Annotated in this window: 16 protein-coding genes; 13 read left to right on the forward strand and 3 right to left on the reverse strand. The window is 70.4% G+C overall.

What is annotated here, in order from left to right; genetic code table 11:
* Positions 1 to 35: 35 nt before the first annotated feature.
* The 5 genes from BN948_RS03765 to BN948_RS03785 are packed head-to-tail and all read left to right on the forward strand — an operon-like array spanning position 36 to position 5,136.
* Positions 36 to 956, forward strand: coding sequence for a fumarylacetoacetate hydrolase family protein (locus tag BN948_RS03765; RefSeq protein WP_009517288.1), 921 nt, complete (start codon positions 36 to 38; stop codon positions 954 to 956).
* Complete coding sequence (locus BN948_RS03770) at positions 953 to 1,972, forward strand: TRAP transporter substrate-binding protein (protein WP_009517287.1); 1,020 nt, start codon at positions 953 to 955, stop codon at positions 1,970 to 1,972. Before BN948_RS03765 ends, BN948_RS03770 begins: the two co-directional genes overlap by 4 nt.
* The gene (locus BN948_RS03775) at positions 1,969 to 3,357 is read left to right on the forward strand and encodes an FAD-binding oxidoreductase (protein ID WP_009517286.1); all 1,389 of its coding nucleotides are present in this window, start codon (positions 1,969 to 1,971) and stop codon (positions 3,355 to 3,357) included. Before BN948_RS03770 ends, BN948_RS03775 begins: the two co-directional genes overlap by 4 nt.
* Positions 3,358 to 3,367: 10 nt before the next feature.
* Positions 3,368 to 3,862, forward strand: coding sequence for a TRAP transporter small permease (locus BN948_RS03780; protein ID WP_009517285.1), 495 nt, complete (start codon positions 3,368 to 3,370; stop codon positions 3,860 to 3,862).
* On the forward strand, positions 3,856 to 5,136 hold the full coding sequence (locus tag BN948_RS03785; protein ID WP_009517284.1) for a TRAP transporter large permease subunit: 1,281 nt from the start codon (positions 3,856 to 3,858) through the stop codon (positions 5,134 to 5,136). Before BN948_RS03780 ends, BN948_RS03785 begins: the two co-directional genes overlap by 7 nt.
* Positions 5,137 to 5,163: 27 nt before the next feature.
* Here BN948_RS03785 and BN948_RS25470 read toward each other — a convergent pair whose 3' ends face one another.
* Positions 5,164 to 5,799 (reverse strand): MarR family transcriptional regulator, encoded by a 636-nt coding sequence (locus tag BN948_RS25470; protein WP_009517283.1) that lies wholly within the window; start codon positions 5,797 to 5,799, stop codon positions 5,164 to 5,166.
* Positions 5,800 to 5,930: 131 nt separating this feature from the next.
* Between BN948_RS25470 and BN948_RS03795 the strand changes: the two genes are divergently transcribed.
* Genes BN948_RS03795 through BN948_RS03825 form a run of 7 tightly spaced genes read left to right on the forward strand, consistent with a single transcriptional unit; the run spans position 5,931 to position 12,736 of the window.
* Complete coding sequence (locus tag BN948_RS03795; protein ID WP_009517282.1) at positions 5,931 to 7,163, forward strand: Rieske 2Fe-2S domain-containing protein; 1,233 nt, start codon at positions 5,931 to 5,933, stop codon at positions 7,161 to 7,163.
* Positions 7,164 to 7,209: 46 nt separating this feature from the next.
* The gene (locus BN948_RS03800; RefSeq protein ID WP_009517281.1) at positions 7,210 to 8,385 is read left to right on the forward strand and encodes an ABC transporter substrate-binding protein; all 1,176 of its coding nucleotides are present in this window, start codon (positions 7,210 to 7,212) and stop codon (positions 8,383 to 8,385) included.
* A 22-nt stretch (positions 8,386 to 8,407) separates the two neighbouring features.
* Complete coding sequence (locus BN948_RS03805; RefSeq protein WP_009517280.1) at positions 8,408 to 9,277, forward strand: branched-chain amino acid ABC transporter permease; 870 nt, start codon at positions 8,408 to 8,410, stop codon at positions 9,275 to 9,277.
* Positions 9,274 to 10,299, forward strand: coding sequence for a branched-chain amino acid ABC transporter permease (locus BN948_RS03810; protein ID WP_035620445.1), 1,026 nt, complete (start codon positions 9,274 to 9,276; stop codon positions 10,297 to 10,299). The genes BN948_RS03805 and BN948_RS03810 overlap by 4 nt, the downstream gene beginning before the upstream one ends.
* Complete coding sequence (locus BN948_RS03815; RefSeq protein WP_009517278.1) at positions 10,286 to 11,077, forward strand: ABC transporter ATP-binding protein; 792 nt, start codon at positions 10,286 to 10,288, stop codon at positions 11,075 to 11,077. Before BN948_RS03810 ends, BN948_RS03815 begins: the two co-directional genes overlap by 14 nt.
* The gene (locus BN948_RS03820) at positions 11,061 to 11,780 is read left to right on the forward strand and encodes an ABC transporter ATP-binding protein (RefSeq protein ID WP_009517277.1); all 720 of its coding nucleotides are present in this window, start codon (positions 11,061 to 11,063) and stop codon (positions 11,778 to 11,780) included. The genes BN948_RS03815 and BN948_RS03820 overlap by 17 nt, the downstream gene beginning before the upstream one ends.
* A 14-nt stretch (positions 11,781 to 11,794) precedes the next feature.
* Positions 11,795 to 12,736 carry a PDR/VanB family oxidoreductase gene (locus tag BN948_RS03825; RefSeq protein ID WP_009517276.1) on the forward strand — a complete coding sequence of 314 codons (942 nt, stop codon included), beginning with the start codon at positions 11,795 to 11,797 and terminating at the stop codon, positions 12,734 to 12,736.
* Here the strand turns inward: BN948_RS03825 and BN948_RS03830 are convergent.
* Positions 12,733 to 13,683: a LytTR family DNA-binding domain-containing protein gene (locus tag BN948_RS03830; RefSeq protein WP_009517275.1), complete on the reverse strand. Its 951-nt coding sequence runs from the start codon at positions 13,681 to 13,683 to the stop codon at positions 12,733 to 12,735. The genes BN948_RS03825 and BN948_RS03830 overlap by 4 nt on opposite strands.
* 105 nt (positions 13,684 to 13,788) lie before the next feature.
* Here BN948_RS03830 and BN948_RS03835 point away from each other — a divergent pair, with 105 nt between their 5' ends.
* A complete protein-coding gene (locus BN948_RS03835) occupies positions 13,789 to 14,949 on the forward strand; it encodes an acyltransferase family protein (protein WP_009517274.1) in 1,161 nt (386 codons plus the stop codon).
* Here BN948_RS03835 and BN948_RS03840 read toward each other — a convergent pair.
* Positions 14,908 to 15,813, reverse strand: coding sequence for a sugar phosphate isomerase/epimerase family protein (locus BN948_RS03840; RefSeq protein ID WP_009517273.1), 906 nt, complete (start codon positions 15,811 to 15,813; stop codon positions 14,908 to 14,910). The genes BN948_RS03835 and BN948_RS03840 overlap by 42 nt on opposite strands.
* Position 15,814 lies beyond the last annotated feature (1 nt).

Here is a 15,814-nt window from a genome sequence, read left to right on the forward strand (position 1 = left end):
CGGCGCCGGGCCGGGCACCCATGACAGGAGCGAGGATGAGGCTGGTTCGATACCAACAAGGCGCGCAACACGGCTGGGCTGTGCAGCGGCCCGACACGGGGCAGTGGCACGGCATGCTCAAGGGCGGGCCCGTCTGGCCGGGCGAGGTGGACGCGCTGATCGCGGCCGGGCGCGCGGCGCTGAACGCCGCCGCCGCGGTGATGGCGCGCCAGGCGCCGGTGGACCTGGGCCGCGTGGCGTTGCTGCCGCCGCTGGCGCGGCCGCCCAAGATCCTGTGCGTGGGCCTGAACTACCGCGACCACACCAGCGAAAGCGGCTTCGAGCAGCCCGCCTATCCCACGCTGTTCTCGCGCTTCACCACCAGCCTCATCGGCCACGGCGCGCCGATCCGTTACCCCGAGCTGTCGGACACGCTCGACTACGAAGGCGAACTGGTGGCCGTGATCGGCACCGGCGGCAGTCGCATCCGCCGCGAGGACGCGCTCTCGCACGTGTTGGGCTATTCGGTCTTCAACGACGTCAGCGTGCGCGAGTACCAGTTCAAGACGCCCCAGTGGACCATGGGCAAGAACTTCGACGGCACGGGTCCCTTCGGCCCCTGGCTGGTCACCGACGACGAGCTGCCGCCCGGCGCGGCGGGCCTGGCCATCGAGACGCGCCTGAACGGGCGGGTGGTGCAGTCGGCGAATACGCGCGACATGGTGTTCGACGTGGCGCAGCTCATCGAGACCATCAGTGCGGCCGTCACGCTCGAAGCGGGTGACCTGATCGTGGCCGGCACGCCCGCGGGCATCGGCCACGCGCGCGATCCGCGCCTGTACATGAAACCCGGCGACGTCTGCGAGGTGGAGATCGAGGGCATCGGGCTGCTGAGCAACCCGGTCCGTCGCCTCCCCGCGCCAGACGAGCAGGGCCGTTCGCTGCCCCAACCGACCGAAGAGGAGACCACCCGATGAAACGCCACCACTTCCTGGCCGCTGTCGCGGCCGCCGTGCTCGCCACCTTGTCCGGCCCCACGCTGGCGCAGGACTTCAAGGCCCGCCAGGCCCGCTTCGGCCACGGCATGGCCGACTCGCACCCGGCCGGCCAGGCGGCCAAGGCCTTCGCCGCCGACATGGACAAGGCCTCCGGCGGCAAGATGAAGATCGCCGTCATCGCCAACCAGGCCCTGGGCCCCGACCCGCAGATGCTGCAGGCGCTGCAGGGCGGTGTGCAGGAGTTCTACACCGGCAGCGCGCTGGCCCTGCTGGGCCAGGTCAAGGAGATCGGCTTCCAGGACGTGCCCTTCCTCTTCAACAGCGAGGCCGAGGCGCACGCCGTGTTCGACGGTGCCGTGGGCGATCAACTCAACCGCAAGCTCGACGCGGTCGGCATCAAGGTGCTGGGCTGGTGGGAGAACGGCTTTCGCCACATCACCAATTCGCGCCGCCCGGTGAACACGCTGGCCGACCTCAAGGGCATCAAGCTGCGCACGCAGCCCAATCCGCTCACGCTGGACGCCTTCAAGGCCATTGGCGCCAACGCGGCGCCACTGCCCTGGTCCGAGCTGTTCGTGGCCCTGGAGACCAAGGCCTTCGATGGCCAGGAGAACCCGGTGGTGCTGATGTACACGCAGCGCTTCTACGAGGTGCAGAAGTACATGACGCTCAGCGGGCACGTGTACTCGCCGCTGATCTTCGCGGTGTCGAAGAAGTTCTGGGACGGCCTGAGTCCCGACGAGCAGCGCGCCATGAGCGAGGCCGCGCGCAAGGCCACCCAGTTGCAGCGCAAGACCAATGCGGCCGAGGCGGCCAGTGCCTTGCAGGGCATGAAGGACAAGGGCGTTCAGGTGACGCAATTGCCGCCCGAGGACCTGAAGAAGATCCGCGAACTGGTCGCACCCGCCATCGCGCCGCACCTCGAGAAGATCGGCCCGGAGTTCATGAACCTGGTGCACGCCGAAATCGGCAAGGTCCGCACCGCCGCCAAGTGAACCCGCCGCTGTCACCCACTTTCCTGGACCGCCTGCGCGAGCTGCTGGGCGATCGCCTGAGCACCAGCGAGGCGGTCTGCCTGCAGCATGGGCGCGACGAGTCCATCTTCGAGGCCATGCCGCCGCAGGCGGTGGCCTGGCCCACCAGCACCGAGGAGGTGGTGGCGTTGGTGAAGCTGTGCCGCGAACACGGCGTGCCCATCACGCCCTACGGCGCGGGCTCCTCGCTGGAGGGGCACACGCTCGCGGTGCGCGGCGGCCTCACGCTCAACCTGCAGCGCATGGAGCGCATCCTTGCCCTCAACCCCGAGGACCTCACCGCCACGCTGCAGCCCGGTGTCACGCGCAAGGCGCTCAACGCCGCACTGCGCGACCAGGGGCTGTTCTTCCCCATCGACCCCGGCGCCGACGCCACCATCGGCGGCATGTGCGCCACGCGCGCCAGCGGCACCAACGCCGTGCGCTACGGCACCATGCGCGAGAACGTGGTGAACCTGCGCGTGGTCACGCCCGACGGCGAGGTGGTGGACACCGCGCGGCGCGCGCGCAAGTCGGCCGCGGGCTACGACCTCACGCGCCTGTTCGTGGGCTCCGAGGGCACGCTGGGCGTGATCGTGGAGGCCACCGTGCGCCTGCACCCGCTGCCCGAGCACGTGATGGCGGCCGTCTGCGCCTTCCCCGAGGTGCACGGCGCCATCGACACCGTGGTGCAGGTGATCCAGATGGGCGTGCCCGTGGCGCGCTGCGAGTTCGTCGACGCGGTGGCGATCCGCGCCATCAACGCCTTCAGCCAGCTCGCGCTGCCGGAATCGCCGCACCTGTTCTTCGAGTTCCATGGCAGCCAGGCCGGCGTGAAGGAGCAGGTGGAGGTGGTCGAGGCCATCGTCGCCGACCACGGCGGCCAGGACTTTCAATGGGCCGCCACGCCCGAGGCGCGCAGCCGCCTGTGGGAGGCGCGGCACAACGTGTACTTCGCGGCGCTGCAACTGCGCCCGGGCTGCCGCTCCATCGTCACCGACGCCTGCGTGCCCATCTCGCGCCTGGCCGACTGCCTGGTGCAGACCGCCGATGACCTGCGCGAATCCGGTCTCATCGCGCCCATGGTGGGCCACGTGGGCGACGGCAACTTCCACGTGCAGATGCTGGTGGACGACGCGGCCCCGCACGAGCTGCGCGCCGCCGAGGCGCTCAACGAACGCCTGGTGCGCCGCGCCCTGTCCATGGACGGCACCTGCACCGGCGAGCACGGCATCGGCCTGCACAAGCAGGGCTTCCTGGTAGAAGAGGTCGGCGCCGCCGGGGTCGACCTGATGCGGCGCATCAAGCACGCACTCGATCCCGCCGGCCTGATGAACCCGGGCAAGGTGTTCGCGCCACATGCCTGATCATCGCCCCATGGTCCGTTTCGCCCGTCTCTACTTCCGCACGCTCGAAGCCGTCATGGTGCTGTGCCTGGCCGCCATGTGCGTCATGGTGTTCGGCAACGTGGTCCTGCGCCACCTGTTCGACTCGGGCATCAACACTTCCGAGGAGCTCTCGCGCTTCGCCTTCATCTGGCTCACGTTCCTGGGGGCCGTGGTGGTGGCGCGCGAGGGTGGCCACCTGGGCGTGGACATGGTCGTCGAGGCACTGCCCCGCCGGGCGAAGCGCGCTTCGCTCATCGTCAGCCGCCTGCTCACCAGCGCGTGCTGCGCCGTCTTCCTGTGGGGCCTGGGCCTGCAGCACGGCATCAACGTCGCCAACTCCGCGCTCATCACCGGCGTCTCCATGGCCGTGGTGTATTCGGCGGCCTACCTGTGCGCGGCCTCGCTGGCCGTGATGGCGCTGGTGGAGGCCTGGTGGCTCTGGCGCCGCGCCGACGCGGCCGACAGCGGGGCCCTGCCATGGTGATCCTCATCTTCATCGTGGTGCTGCTGGGCACCATGGCCATCGGCATGCCCGTGGCCATGGCGCTGATGGCCACCAGCCTGGCGATGATGGCCTGGATGGGCATCTTCGACGCGCAGATCCTCGCGCAGAACATGCTCTCGGGCGCGGACAGCTTCCCGCTCATGGCCATTCCCTTCTTCGTACTGGCCGGTGAGCTGATGAACGCGGGCGGCATGTCGCGGCGCATCGTGGACATCGCGGGCGCCTGGTTCGGTCACTTCAAGGGTGGCCTGGGCTTCGTCGCCATCTTCGCGTGCGTGCTCATGGCCTCGCTCTCGGGTTCGGCCATCGCCGACAGCGCGGCCGTGGCGGCGCTGCTGATCCCCATGATGCGCAAGGCCGGCTACGACATTCCCCGCTCCAGCGGCCTCATCGCCGCCGGCGGCATCATCGCGCCCGTCATTCCGCCCTCCATCGGCTTCGTCATGCTGGGCGTGGTGGGCAACATCTCCATCACGCAGCTCTTCCTCGCGGGCATCGTGCCCGGGCTGTTGATGGCGGCGGCGCTGGTGCTGACCTGGACCTGGCAGGCGCGGCGCGGGGACATGCCGCGCGAGCCGCGCAAGACCTTGCGCGAGCGCCTGTCCATCACCGTGGCCGGCGTGTGGGCGCTGATGCTGCCGGTGGTCATCGTGGGCGGCTTGCGCGCCGGCCTGTTCACGCCCACCGAAGCGGCGGTGGTGGCGGTGTTCTACGCCCTGTTCGTGGGCCTGCTGGTGTACCGCGACCTGCGCGTGTCGCAGCTGTACGGCCTGCTGCTGTCGGCCGGCAAGACTTCGGCCGTGGTGATGTTCCTGGTGGCAGCGGCGCAGGTCTCGGCCTGGCTGATCGCCGCAGCCAACATTCCCACGGTGGTGGCCGAGGTGCTGCAGCCGCTGGCTGCCTCGCCCACGCTGCTGATGTTCGCCATCGTGCTGCTGCTCATCGTGGTCGGCACCGCGCTCGACTTCGCGCCCACCATCCTCATCCTGGCGCCGGTGTTGCTGCCGGTGGTGCGCATGGCCGGCATCGACCCGGTGTACTTCGGCGTGCTGTTCATCATGACCAACGCCATCGGCCTGATCACGCCCCCGGTGGGCACCGTGCTCAACGTGGTGTGCGGCGTGGCGAAGGAGCGGCTGGGGCCGGTCATCCGTGGCTCGGTGCCGTACCTGCTGGCGCAGGTGGCGGTGCTGGTGCTGCTGGTGCTGTTTCCGGCGCTGGTGATGGCGCCGCTGGGCTGGCTCAGGGGTTGAGCCAGGACGCGCGGTGGCGCCGACGCGTCACCCGCGCGGCTCGATGCAGGCCTCGAACAGGCGCAGCGCGGCCTCCAGCGCGTCGTGGCCCCCAGCCACCTGGGCGAACGGCGCCAGGCGCTCGTTGAACTCGGCCTGCATGCGCGCCATCACCGTGTCCACGATCTTCTTGCCGCGCGGCGTAAGCCGTACCAGGTAGCCGCGCCGGTCGCGCGGGTCGGGCAGGCGCTCGGCCAGGTCCTGCTTGGCGAGCTGGTCGATGCGGTAGGTGGCCGTGCCCGAGGTCACGCTGTGCATCTTGAGGATGTCGGTCGGCCGCATGGCGTAGGGCTCGCCCAGGCGGCGCAGGGCCATCAGGAGCAGGAAGTCGGTGTGCTTGACGCCCTCGGCCTCGCTGTGCGCCATCGTGAGTTCGTCCAGCAGCATGCCGATGCGCCGGATGCGGATGCCCATGAGCACGCCCTCTGATCCTTCTTCGCCCAGTTCGCGCCGCCACTGGTGCACCAGCACGTCGGCGTTGCCCCACACCGTGTTCAGGTCCGGCGCTTGCGGGGGCGAGGGCAGGGCCGCCGCGTACTGCTCCACCAGCGCCTGGGCGGGGGCGTCGGCGCGCGCGCGAACGCTCTTGCTGCGGGTCCTGGTCTTGGGCGGGTTCTTGCTCATCGTCGTTGGGTGGCTTGCATGTCTTCAAGCTCGAGTATCGGGGTTTTCACTTATCTTGAATTTCAAGATACTTAATATTATTCCTATCCATACGACGACCCCTCCCACCGACACGCACAGGAACGAGCCCCATGAACAAGACCATTCCCATCGCCGACGCCGCCCAGCACGCGGGCAGCGCCTACCACCACACGCCCGGCCACCCCGACCCGCAGCTCAGCGCCGTGGCCAAGGGCACGCCCACCGGCGAGTACCTGCGCCGCTATTGGCACCCCGTGGCCCTGTCGGCCGACGTGACCGACCGCCCGCAGATGGTGCGCATCCTGGGCGAGGACCTCGTGCTGTTCCGCGACAAGGCGGGCCGAGCCGGCCTGCTGTACCCGCGCTGCATGCACCGCGGCACCTCGCTGTACTACGGCCACGTGGAAGAAGCGGGCATCCGCTGCTGCTACCACGGCTGGTTGTTCGCGGTGGACGGCACCTGCCTGAACCAGCCCTGCGAGCCCGAGGGCGGCCTGCGCCGCGAGGCCGCGCGCCAGCCCTGGTACCCGGTGGAAGAGCGCTACGGCCTGGTGTTCGCCTACATGGGCCCGCCCGAGAAAAAGCCCGTGCTGCCGCGCTACGACATCCTCGAAGACCTGGAGGAGGGCGAGTTCATCGAGGTGCAGGGCGGCGGCTTCGCCGGCTACGCCGACCACGTGGAGGACCCGAACGTGCCCTACCACTGGCTGCAGAACTGGGAAAACATCATGGACCCGTACCACGTGTACATCCTGCATTCCACCTTCAGCGGCATCCAGTTCGCCGAAAACTTCAAGATCCTGCCGCGCGTGGACTTCGAGGCCGTGGACGGTGGCGTGATCTACCACGCCTGGCGCGACCTCGACGACGGCAGGAAGCTCGAGCGCATCAACTCCGCGCTGTTCCCCAACATCTCGGCCATCCCCATGATCGACCTCTCGCCTGGCCAGGGCCGCTGGATCGGCTGGCACGTGGCGGTGGACGACCAGCATTTCCGCGGCTTCTTTGCGGCGCGCACGAAAACGCCCGGCAACTTCGCGCCGTTCAAGATGCACAACGGCAAGTCCTGGATGGAGCTCAGCGAGCAGGAGAAGCAGGACTTCCCCGGCGACTTCGAGGCCCAGTACGGCCAGGGGCGCGTCACGCTGCATGGCGAGGAACACCTGGCCACCAGCGACCGCGGCATCGCGCTGCTGCGCCGCCAGATGAAGCAGCAGATCGCCATCGTTCAACAGGGGGGAGATCCCGCGGGCGTGCACTTCAACGAGGCCGACGCCCTGGTCCGCATCCGCTCGGGCAACTTCTATTCGACCTCGGACACGACCGAAACCGCCACGGCCTGATCGGCACTGACCGGCCGTTCCCACCCCACGACAAGGAGACATCCCCATGAAACGCCTCATCCTCGCGGGCGTGCTCGCGCTCGCCTGCGGCGCGTCCGCGCTGGCCCAGACCGTCAAGGTCGGCATCATCGCGCCGCTGTCCGGCCCGTTCTCGTCCAACGGCAAGATGTGGGAGGCCACCGTCAAGGCCTACCAGAAGATCCACGGCACCCAGGCCGGCGGCGCCACCGTCGAGGTGGTGTGGAAGGACCTCGCGGACATCAACCCCGCCCAGGCCCGCGCGCTCGCGCAGGAACTGATCGTGAAGGACAAGGTGCAGTACCTTGGCGGCCTGTACTTCACGCCCGACGCGCTCGCCGTCGGCGCCATCGCGCAGGAGGCCAAGGTCCCCACGGTGATCTTCAACGCGGCCACCTCGTCCATCCTGGACAAATCCGACCACCTGCTGCGCACCTCGTACACGCTGCCGCAGGTCTCGGTGCCGGCGGCGCGCTACGCGCTGGAGCAGAAGCTGCGCACGGTGGTCACGCTGGTGAGCGACTACGGGCCCGGGCTGGACTCGGAGAACGCCTTCGTGAAGACCTTCACCGCCGGTGGTGGTCAGGTGCTGGAGCAGATCCGCGCACCGCTCAAGACCTCCGACTTCGGCCCCTTCATGCAGAAGATCAAGTCGCTCAAGCCCGACGCGGTGTTCGTCTTCGGCCCCGGTGGCCCGCCCACCTACGCCATCATCAAGGCCTATTCGGAAGCCGGGCTCAAGCAGGCGGGGGTGCGCTTCATCGGCACCGGCGAAACCAGTGAGCTCGACCTGCCCGCCATCGGCGACGCCGCGTTGGGCCTGGAGACGGCGCTGCACTACTCGCCAGCGCACGAATCGGCCATGAACCAGACTTTTCTGAAGACCTCGGCCGAGCTTTCGCCGCAGGTGGTGCTCAACGCCGCATCGGTGGGCGCCTACGACGGCATGGCGGTCATCTATCGCATGGTCGAGGCCACGAAAGGCCAGCGCGACCCTGCCAAGGCGCTCGCAGCCGCCAAGGGCTGGCAGTGGGAGAGCCCGCGCGGCCCGTTGAAGATCGACGCGCAGTCGCGCGAGCTGGTGCAGAACGTCTACGTGCGCGTGGTCGACAAGGACGCCTCGGGCCGCCTGCGCAACCGCGAGATCAAGACCTACGAGATGCAGCCCGACCACGGCCGCTCGACCGCGCTGCAGGCGAAGTGAGCGCGCGAGCACGGAGACCCTGATGTCCCTCGAACTCGCCGGGAGCATCCTGATCGACGGGGTGGCCTACGCCATGGTCCTGTTCATGATCACCATCGGCCTGTCGATGACCATGGGCCTGATGCGCGTGGTCAACCTCGCGCACGGCGCCTTCGCCATGGCCGGCGGCTTCCTGGCCGCCGCGCTGCCCGGCGCGCTGGGCCTGCCGGTGTGGCTGGGCATGGCACTGGCCATCGTCCTGGTGGCGCTGGCGGCCCTTCCCATCGAGCGCTGGCTGCTGCGCCGCTTCTATCGCCGCAGCGAGCTGGACCAGATGCTGGTGACCATCGGCATCATGTTCATCTGCATGGCGCTGGCCAACATCGTGTTCGGCTCATCCATCAAAAGCGTCGCGCTGCCCGAAGCCCTGCAAGGCTCCGTCGACATCGGCTACCGGCTGGTGCAGAAGCATCGCCTGTTCGTGGTGTTGCTGGGCGTTGCCGTGCTGGTGCTGCTGTGGTTCGCGGTGGAGCGCTCGGACTTCGGCATCCGCGTGCGCGCGGCGGTGGACAACGCGCCCACCGCGCAGGCCGTGGGCATCGACACCGCGCGCCTGTACGCCATCGCCTTCGCGGCCGGCGCGGCGCTGGCCGCGCTGGGCGGCATCGTCGGCGCGGAGCTGCTGCCCATGGAGGCCTCGTACGCGGGCAAGTACCTCGTCACCTTCCTGGCCGTGGTGGCCGTGGGCGGGCAGGGCACGCTGGCGGGTTCCTTCGTCGCGGCGCTGCTGCTGGGCGGCGTGGAGACCACCATGAAGTACCTGGTGCCGCAGCTCTCGTCCGTGGCCTTCTTCCTCACCATGTTCCTCGTGCTCCTGCTGCGACCGCAGGGCCTGTTCGGACGCCGCGCATGAACACACTCGCTTCTTCCCTGGCGCCTGATGCACCCGCCGCGCCCGCCGCGCGCCGCTGGCGCGTGCCGCTGCTGCCCGAGGCCTTCATCGGCCTCATCGGCCTGTGCGCCTACTGGCTCTTCACCGACGACGTGGGCCTGCTCACCAACATGGTGATCATGTCGATGCTCGCGCTCTCGCTCAACCTGGTGCTCGGCCAGGCCGGCATCGCTTCCATGGGGCAGGCCGCGCTGTATGGCGCGGGCGCCTACGCGGCGGGCCTGGTTGCGCTGCACGCCTCGCCGTCGCCGCTGCTGGGTCTGGGCAGCGGCGTGCTGGCCGGTGCGCTGGTGGCCGGGCTCAGCGGCGCGGTGCTGCTGCGCGCGCACGGGCTCACGCTGGTGATGCTCACCATCGCCACCGCGCAACTGCTGCTCGAACTCGTCAACTGGCGGCGCGACCTCACCGGTGGCGACGACGGCCTCTCCGGCTTCTCCATCGACCCCTTGTTCGGCGTGTTCGAGTTCGACTTCATGGGCCACACCGGCTTCTTCTACGCGCTGGCGGCGCTGCTGCTGGTGCACGCGGCGCTGCGCGCCCTGGTGGACTCGCCCTTCGGCCTGACCACTCGCGCCGTGCGCCTGGACGCCGGCCGGGTCGAGTCGCTGGGCGGGCGCGTGTACGCGCAGCGGCTCACGGTGTACGTGGTGGGTGGCGCGGTGGCCGGCGCGGCGGGCGCGCTCTCGGCCCAGACCACCAAGGTCGCCAGCCTGAGCACGCTGGACTTCCACCTCTCGGCGGCCGTGCTGATCATGGTGGTGCTGGGTGGCACGCGCCGCCTGACCGGGGCCTTGCTGGGCACGGTGGCCTACATGCTGATCCACCACATCGCCTCGGGTCTGAACCCGCACCACTGGCTGCTGGTCATCGGCGTGGTGCTGGTGGCCGTGATGCTGGTGCTGCCGGGCGGCCTGCTCGACGCCTGGGACCGGCTGGGGGCGCTGGCGCGCCGCGACAAGGAGGCCCGCCATGGCGAGCATTGAGTCGACCAATGGGTCGACGCCCCATCGGCTGGAGGCCACGGGCCTGTGCAAGGCCTTCGGTGGCCTGCAGGTCACGCGCGACGTGTCGCTCGCGCTGCCGGCGGGCGCGCGCACCGCGCTCATCGGCCCCAACGGCGCGGGCAAGACCACGCTGGTGAACCTGCTCGGTGGCGTGCTGCGCGCATCGGCCGGCAACGTGCGCCTGGACGGCGAGGACGTGAGCGAGTGGAACCCCGCGCAGCGGGCGCGCTCGGGCATCGTGCGCACTTTCCAGATCAACCGCGTGTTCAAGGAACTCAGCGTGCACGACAACGTGCGCTGCGCGGTGCTGCACCGCCATGGCCTGGCGCGGCGCGTGTGGCTGTCGCGCAGTCAGCGTGCGCAGGTGGACGCCGAGGTCGACGAGGCCCTGGGCAGCCTGCGCATCCAGGGCCAGGCGCGGCGCATCACCGGGCAGATGGCCCTGGGCGAGCAGCGCCTGGTGGAGATCGCGCTGGCCCTGGCCATGAAGCCCCGCGTGCTGCTGCTCGACGAGCCCGCCGCCGGCGTGCCCGAGAGCGAGAGCGGGCGCATCCTGGAAGCGGTGGAACGCCTGCCGGGCGACCTGGCCGTGCTGCTGATCGAGCACGACATGGACCTGGTGTTCCGCTTCGCGCGCGACATCGTGGTGATGGTGCAGGGCGCCGTGTTCGCGCGCGGCACGCCGGCCGAGATCGCGGCCAACGAGGCCGTGCGCGAGATCTACTTTGGAAGGAGCGGCCATGCAGGCGGCCACTGAACTGCGCTTCGATCAGGTGAGCGCGGGCTACGCCGGCGCGCGCGTGCTGCACGGGGTCGACTTCACCCTGCGCCAGGGGCGCAAGCTGGGCCTCATCGGCCGCAACGGCGCGGGCAAGACCACCACCCTGGCCAGCGCCGTGGGCCACGCGCAACTGCAGGGCGGGCGTGTGCTGATGGACGGGCAGGACGTGGGCGCCTGGCCCACCCACGCGCGTGCCCGCGCCGGTCTGGGCTACGTGCCGCAGGGGCGCGAGATCTTCCCCTCGCTCAGCGTGGAGGAGAACCTCATCGCCGCCCTGCAAGGCCGCCCGCGCGGCCCGGCGCTGGACCGCGTCTATGGCCTGTTCCCGCGCCTGCGCGAACGCCGCCGCAACGGCGGCACGCAGCTGTCAGGCGGCGAGCAGCAGATGCTGTCGGTGGCGCGCGCGCTCATGGCCGGGCCGAGCCTGCTGCTGCTCGACGAGCCGCTGGAGGGCCTGGCGCCCAAGGTGCGCGACGAGCTGATGGACGCCATCTCGGCCCTGGTGACGAGCACCGGTGTGGGCTGCCTGCTGGTGGAGCAGCACGTGGACGTGGTGCTGGACTTTGCCGACGAGGTGATCGTGCTGGAGCGCGGCGTGCCGGTGTTCCACGGGCCGGTCGAGGACCTGCGCCGCGACGGCGCCATCCTGGACCGTGCGATCGGGCTGGAGAAAGTGTGAGCGCTGCAGCGACCATGGCCCCCGTGTCCCTTCGCATCCACGCCATTGCCTACGGCGCCGACGACGTGCTGCTGTTCGACCTGCGCGCGCCCGCGCGCGGCGGGCTGGCGCCGTTCGACGCCGGCGCCCACATCGACCTGCGCCTGCCGCGCGGCATCACCCGCAGCTACTCGCTGCTCAACGACCCGGCCGAGCGCCACCGCTACGTGATCGGCGTCAAGCGCGAGCCCGAGAGCCGCGGAGGCTCGGCCTGGCTGCACGGCGACGCGCGCGTCGGTGCGCTCATCGAGGTGGACGGCCCGAGCAACCACTTCGCGCTCGACGAATCGGCCCCGCACGTGGTGTTCATCGCGGGCGGCATCGGCATCACGCCGCTGTGGAGCATGGTGCAGCGCCTGGAACACCTGGGCACGCCCTGGACCCTGCACTACCGCGCGCGCAGCCGCCGCGGCGCGGCGCTGGTGGACGAGCTGGCCGGCCATGGTGATCGCGTGCACCTGAGCTTCGGCGACGAGGGCGCGCCATCCCTGGACCTCGCGGCCATCGTGGCAGCGGCGCCCGAGGGCGCGCACTTCTACTGCTGCGGGCCGGTGCCCATGCTGGAAGCCTTCGAAGCCGCCTGCGCCGGCCTGGACCCGGCGCGCGTGCACCTGGAGTATTTCGCGGCCAAGGAAGCGCCCGCCACCGAGGGCGGCTTCGTCGTGCACCTGGCGCGCAGCGGGCGCACCATTCCCATCGCGGCCGGTTGCACCATCCTCGACGCCCTGCAGGCCAGCGGCGTGGCCGTGCCCTCGTCGTGCCAGCAGGGCGTGTGCGGCATCTGCGAAACGGCCGTGCTGGCCGGTGTGCCGGACCACCGCGACCTCGTGCTCTCGGAACAGGAGCGCGCGGCGGGCCGCACGATGATGATCTGCTGCTCGGGCGCGACGTCGGCCGAGCTGACGCTGGACCTTTAGGCGATCGAGGTGGCGGAGGCGGATGAACCCGTGATCGCCGCCTCCAGCGCCGCGCGGTGCCGCCGGCTGCAGGGCACCGTACCGCCGCCGCGCAGCAGCAGGCGCGCGTCGCCGCTGTCCAGCGGCTCGATCTCGGCGATGCGCTCGAGGTTGACCAGGTAGCTGCGGTGCACCTGCACGAAGCGCGCCGGGTCCAACTGGCGCGCGAACTCGGCCAGGGTGGAGCGCAGCAGGTAGTCGTGCCCGTTCACGCGCAGGCCCACGTAGTTGGCCTGGGCCTGCACCCAGTCGATGTCGTTGGCGGCGATGAGGAATTCCTTGCGCAGCTGGCGCACCAGGAAACGCTCGGGGCGGGGCGGTGGCGGCGGCTCGGCTGGCGCGGACACCGGTACCACGTCGGCGGGCACCGGCGTGGCGGCCGTCAGGGGCGGCTCGGGCGCGTCCAGCACCCGCGCCTCGCCCTGCAGGCGCAGCAGCAGCAGGCGGTACACGGTGAGCGCGCCCACGATGGCCGCGTAGGCGCGCACGTCCTTCAAATATTCGTAGCCCCATTCCGACCACCAGGGCCCGAAGCCGTAGGCCTGCCCCGCCGCCGCGTGCAGCGCGTGGCGCAGCGCCACCATGCCCGCCACGTGCGCCAGGCTGAACAGCACGCTGCCCAGCAGGTGCCAGGGCAGGTGGCGGGCCAGCGTGTCCCAGTGCAGCGGGAAGCGCCGGTTCCACCAGGCGATGCCGGGGATCAGCGCCAGCAGCATGGCGTGGCTGGTGCCTTCCCACACCGCCGCCTCCCACCAGCCCCAGGGCAGGCCGGCCTCGCGCATGTCGGCGCGCGCCACGGCCGTGTTCAACAGCGCGTGCACGCCGATGACCAGGACCCAGAACACCACCTCCGCGGTTCGGTGCCAGCGCGGGTGCTGGCGGAGCCAGGCGATGGGGTTCGTGGGCATGGCCGCGAGTCTAGGGCCGTCCCGGCGGGCCACGTTTCGTCCCAAAGGGCCAACGGCCCGTCCCACGGCGCGCCGTGGCCGGCCCCACCGCCCCAAGATGGCCCCATGCAACGCCGACACGACATCGACACCCTGCGCTTCCTGGCCTTCGGGCTGGTGATGGTCTACCACCTGGGCATGGCCTACGTGGCCGACTGGCCCTGGCACCTGAAGAGCGCGCACACCGCCGAGTGGCTGCAGTGGCCCATGCGCGCGCTCAACCTCTGGCGGCTGGACCTGGTGTTCCTGGTCTCGGGCCTGGCGCTGGGCTTGCTGATGCGCCGCGAGGCGCCGGCCCGGGCGCTGTGGCGACAGCGCAGCGCGCGGCTGCTGCTGCCGCTGGCGTTCGGCATGGCGGTGGTGGTGCCTTACCAGGCCTACGCGCAGGCGCTGGCCGGCGGCTTCATCGGGCCGGGCTTCGGCGCCTTCCTGTGGCGCTACGCGCAGGGCGGGCCCTGGCCGGCGGGTGCTTTCGATGGCTGGCAGTTCGGCATCACCTGGAACCACCTGTGGTTCCTGCCCTACCTGTGGGCCTACACCTCGGTGCTGCTGCTGGCGCGGCGTGTGCTGGCGCCGCTGGCTCCGCGCTTCCAGGCGCTGCGCGGCGCGGGGCTCATGCTGCTGCCCCTGGTGCCGCTGATGCTGTGGTCGCTGCTGCTGCGCCGCCATTTCCCGCCCACGCACGACCTGATCAACGACTGGTGGATGCACGCCGTGTACTTCACCGTCTTCCTCTACGGCTGGTGGATCGGCACCGACGCCGCGCTGTGGCGCGAGCTCACGCGCCTGCGCTGGTGGGCGCTGGGCGGGGCGGTGTTCGCCTTCGGCGCGCACCTGGGCGTTCGCCTGGGGCTGACGACGCCCTGGCCCTGGGTGCGGCTGGCGGCCGACGCCGTGTCCTGGTGGGCCATCGTGGCCGCGCTGGGTTTCGCGCACCGCCACCTGAACCGCCCCTGGCCCTGGCTGGGCTGGGCGCGCGAGTCGGTCTACCCCTGGTACGTGCTGCACCAGACGCTGATCATCGTGGCGCTGGCGTGGCTGATGCCGTTGGGCCTGGGGCCGGTGGCCGAGCCGCTGCTGGTGCTCGCGCTCACGGTGCTGGGCTGCTGGTCGATCAACGACGGGCTGATCCGCCGCGTGGGCTGGTTGCGGGCGTGTTTCGGGCTCGCGCCTGCGCGCACGTTCTCAGCGCCCCTGCAGGCGCAGCTGCCCCGGCAGGGGCAGTGAGCGCCGCAGCACGTCCTCGGCCAGCCAGAGTGCGCTGCGGCGCGCACGCTCGGCCACCATGGGCAGGGGCATCTGCTGGTAGTCGTCGTTGAAGACCTCGAAGCTGTAGTCGCCGGCATAGCCCATGCGGTCGAGCGTCTGCACCATCTCGATGAGCTGGGGCGTGTGAACGCCTTCGCCGGGGAAGACGCGCCAGGTGCGCGCGGTGGCCATGCGTTCCTCGAAGGTGCGGGTCTCCTGCCACAGGAAGTCGGAGAGCTGCACCAGGAAGACCTTGTCGGGCTCGATGTCGGCCAGCGCGTCCAGCGGCGTCTTCGCGGCGAGGATGTGGAAGCTGTCCAGGCACACGCCCAGGTTGGGGCAGTCGGCGCGACTCACCACGTCCCAGGCGGTGGTGTATTCGTTGATGGTGCGGCCCCAGGACAGGCCCTCGTAGGCGATGCGGATGCCCAGCGGCAGTGCCAGCATCGCGAGCTTGCGCAGGTCGCGCGCGAGGTGATCGGGGTCTTGCGAGGCGTGGGCCGAGGTGGACGAGCAGGCCAGCAGCACCGGGCTGTCCAGCGCGGCGCACATCTGTAGCATGGTCTTGGCGATGTCCAGCTTGTAGTCGTGCAGGTGGCCCGAGAGGCCCTCGAAGTCGCGCAGCACCTGAAAGCCGGTGACGCGCAGGCCGCTGGCCTTCACCTCGGCCACGGCGGCCTGCCAGCCCTGCGGGTGACCCACCAGGTCGTTGGCCTTGAGCATCACCTGGCCGAAGCCGGCTTCGCGCATGGCGCGCAGCTTGGCGTCCAGCGGGCCGGCCAGGGTAATCGTGTCCATGCCGACGTCGCGCATGGCTTCCCGGGCGCTTCGGGGATCGGTCATG

The sequence above is a fragment of the Hydrogenophaga intermedia genome (genome assembly GCF_000723405.1).
GTDB classification, from domain to species: Bacteria; Pseudomonadota; Gammaproteobacteria; order Burkholderiales; family Burkholderiaceae_C; genus Hydrogenophaga; species Hydrogenophaga intermedia.

What these genes read in the sequence shown, in the direction of transcription:
- BN948_RS03765 (WP_009517288.1), top strand. Translation starts at nt 36, where the DNA reads ATGAGGCTGGTTCGATACCAACAAGGCGCGCAACACGGCTGGGCTGTG.
- BN948_RS03805 (WP_009517280.1), top strand. Translation starts at nt 8,408, where the DNA reads ATGTCCCTCGAACTCGCCGGGAGCATCCTGATCGACGGGGTGGCCTAC.
- BN948_RS03780 (WP_009517285.1), top strand. Translation starts at nt 3,368, where the DNA reads ATGGTCCGTTTCGCCCGTCTCTACTTCCGCACGCTCGAAGCCGTCATG.
- BN948_RS03785 (WP_009517284.1), top strand. Translation starts at nt 3,856, where the DNA reads ATGGTGATCCTCATCTTCATCGTGGTGCTGCTGGGCACCATGGCCATC.
- BN948_RS03825 (WP_009517276.1), top strand. Translation starts at nt 11,795, where the DNA reads ATGGCCCCCGTGTCCCTTCGCATCCACGCCATTGCCTACGGCGCCGAC.
- BN948_RS03800 (WP_009517281.1), top strand. Translation starts at nt 7,210, where the DNA reads ATGAAACGCCTCATCCTCGCGGGCGTGCTCGCGCTCGCCTGCGGCGCG.
- BN948_RS03815 (WP_009517278.1), top strand. Translation starts at nt 10,286, where the DNA reads ATGGCGAGCATTGAGTCGACCAATGGGTCGACGCCCCATCGGCTGGAG.
- BN948_RS03835 (WP_009517274.1), top strand. Translation starts at nt 13,789, where the DNA reads ATGCAACGCCGACACGACATCGACACCCTGCGCTTCCTGGCCTTCGGG.
- BN948_RS03820 (WP_009517277.1), top strand. Translation starts at nt 11,061, where the DNA reads ATGCAGGCGGCCACTGAACTGCGCTTCGATCAGGTGAGCGCGGGCTAC.
- BN948_RS03770 (WP_009517287.1), top strand. Translation starts at nt 953, where the DNA reads ATGAAACGCCACCACTTCCTGGCCGCTGTCGCGGCCGCCGTGCTCGCC.
- BN948_RS03830 (WP_009517275.1), bottom strand. Translation starts at nt 13,683, where the DNA reads ATGCCCACGAACCCCATCGCCTGGCTCCGCCAGCACCCGCGCTGGCAC.
- BN948_RS25470 (WP_009517283.1), bottom strand. Translation starts at nt 5,799, where the DNA reads ATGAGCAAGAACCCGCCCAAGACCAGGACCCGCAGCAAGAGCGTTCGC.
- BN948_RS03840 (WP_009517273.1), bottom strand. Translation starts at nt 15,813, where the DNA reads ATGACCGATCCCCGAAGCGCCCGGGAAGCCATGCGCGACGTCGGCATG.
- BN948_RS03795 (WP_009517282.1), top strand. Translation starts at nt 5,931, where the DNA reads ATGAACAAGACCATTCCCATCGCCGACGCCGCCCAGCACGCGGGCAGC.
- BN948_RS03810 (WP_035620445.1), top strand. Translation starts at nt 9,274, where the DNA reads ATGAACACACTCGCTTCTTCCCTGGCGCCTGATGCACCCGCCGCGCCC.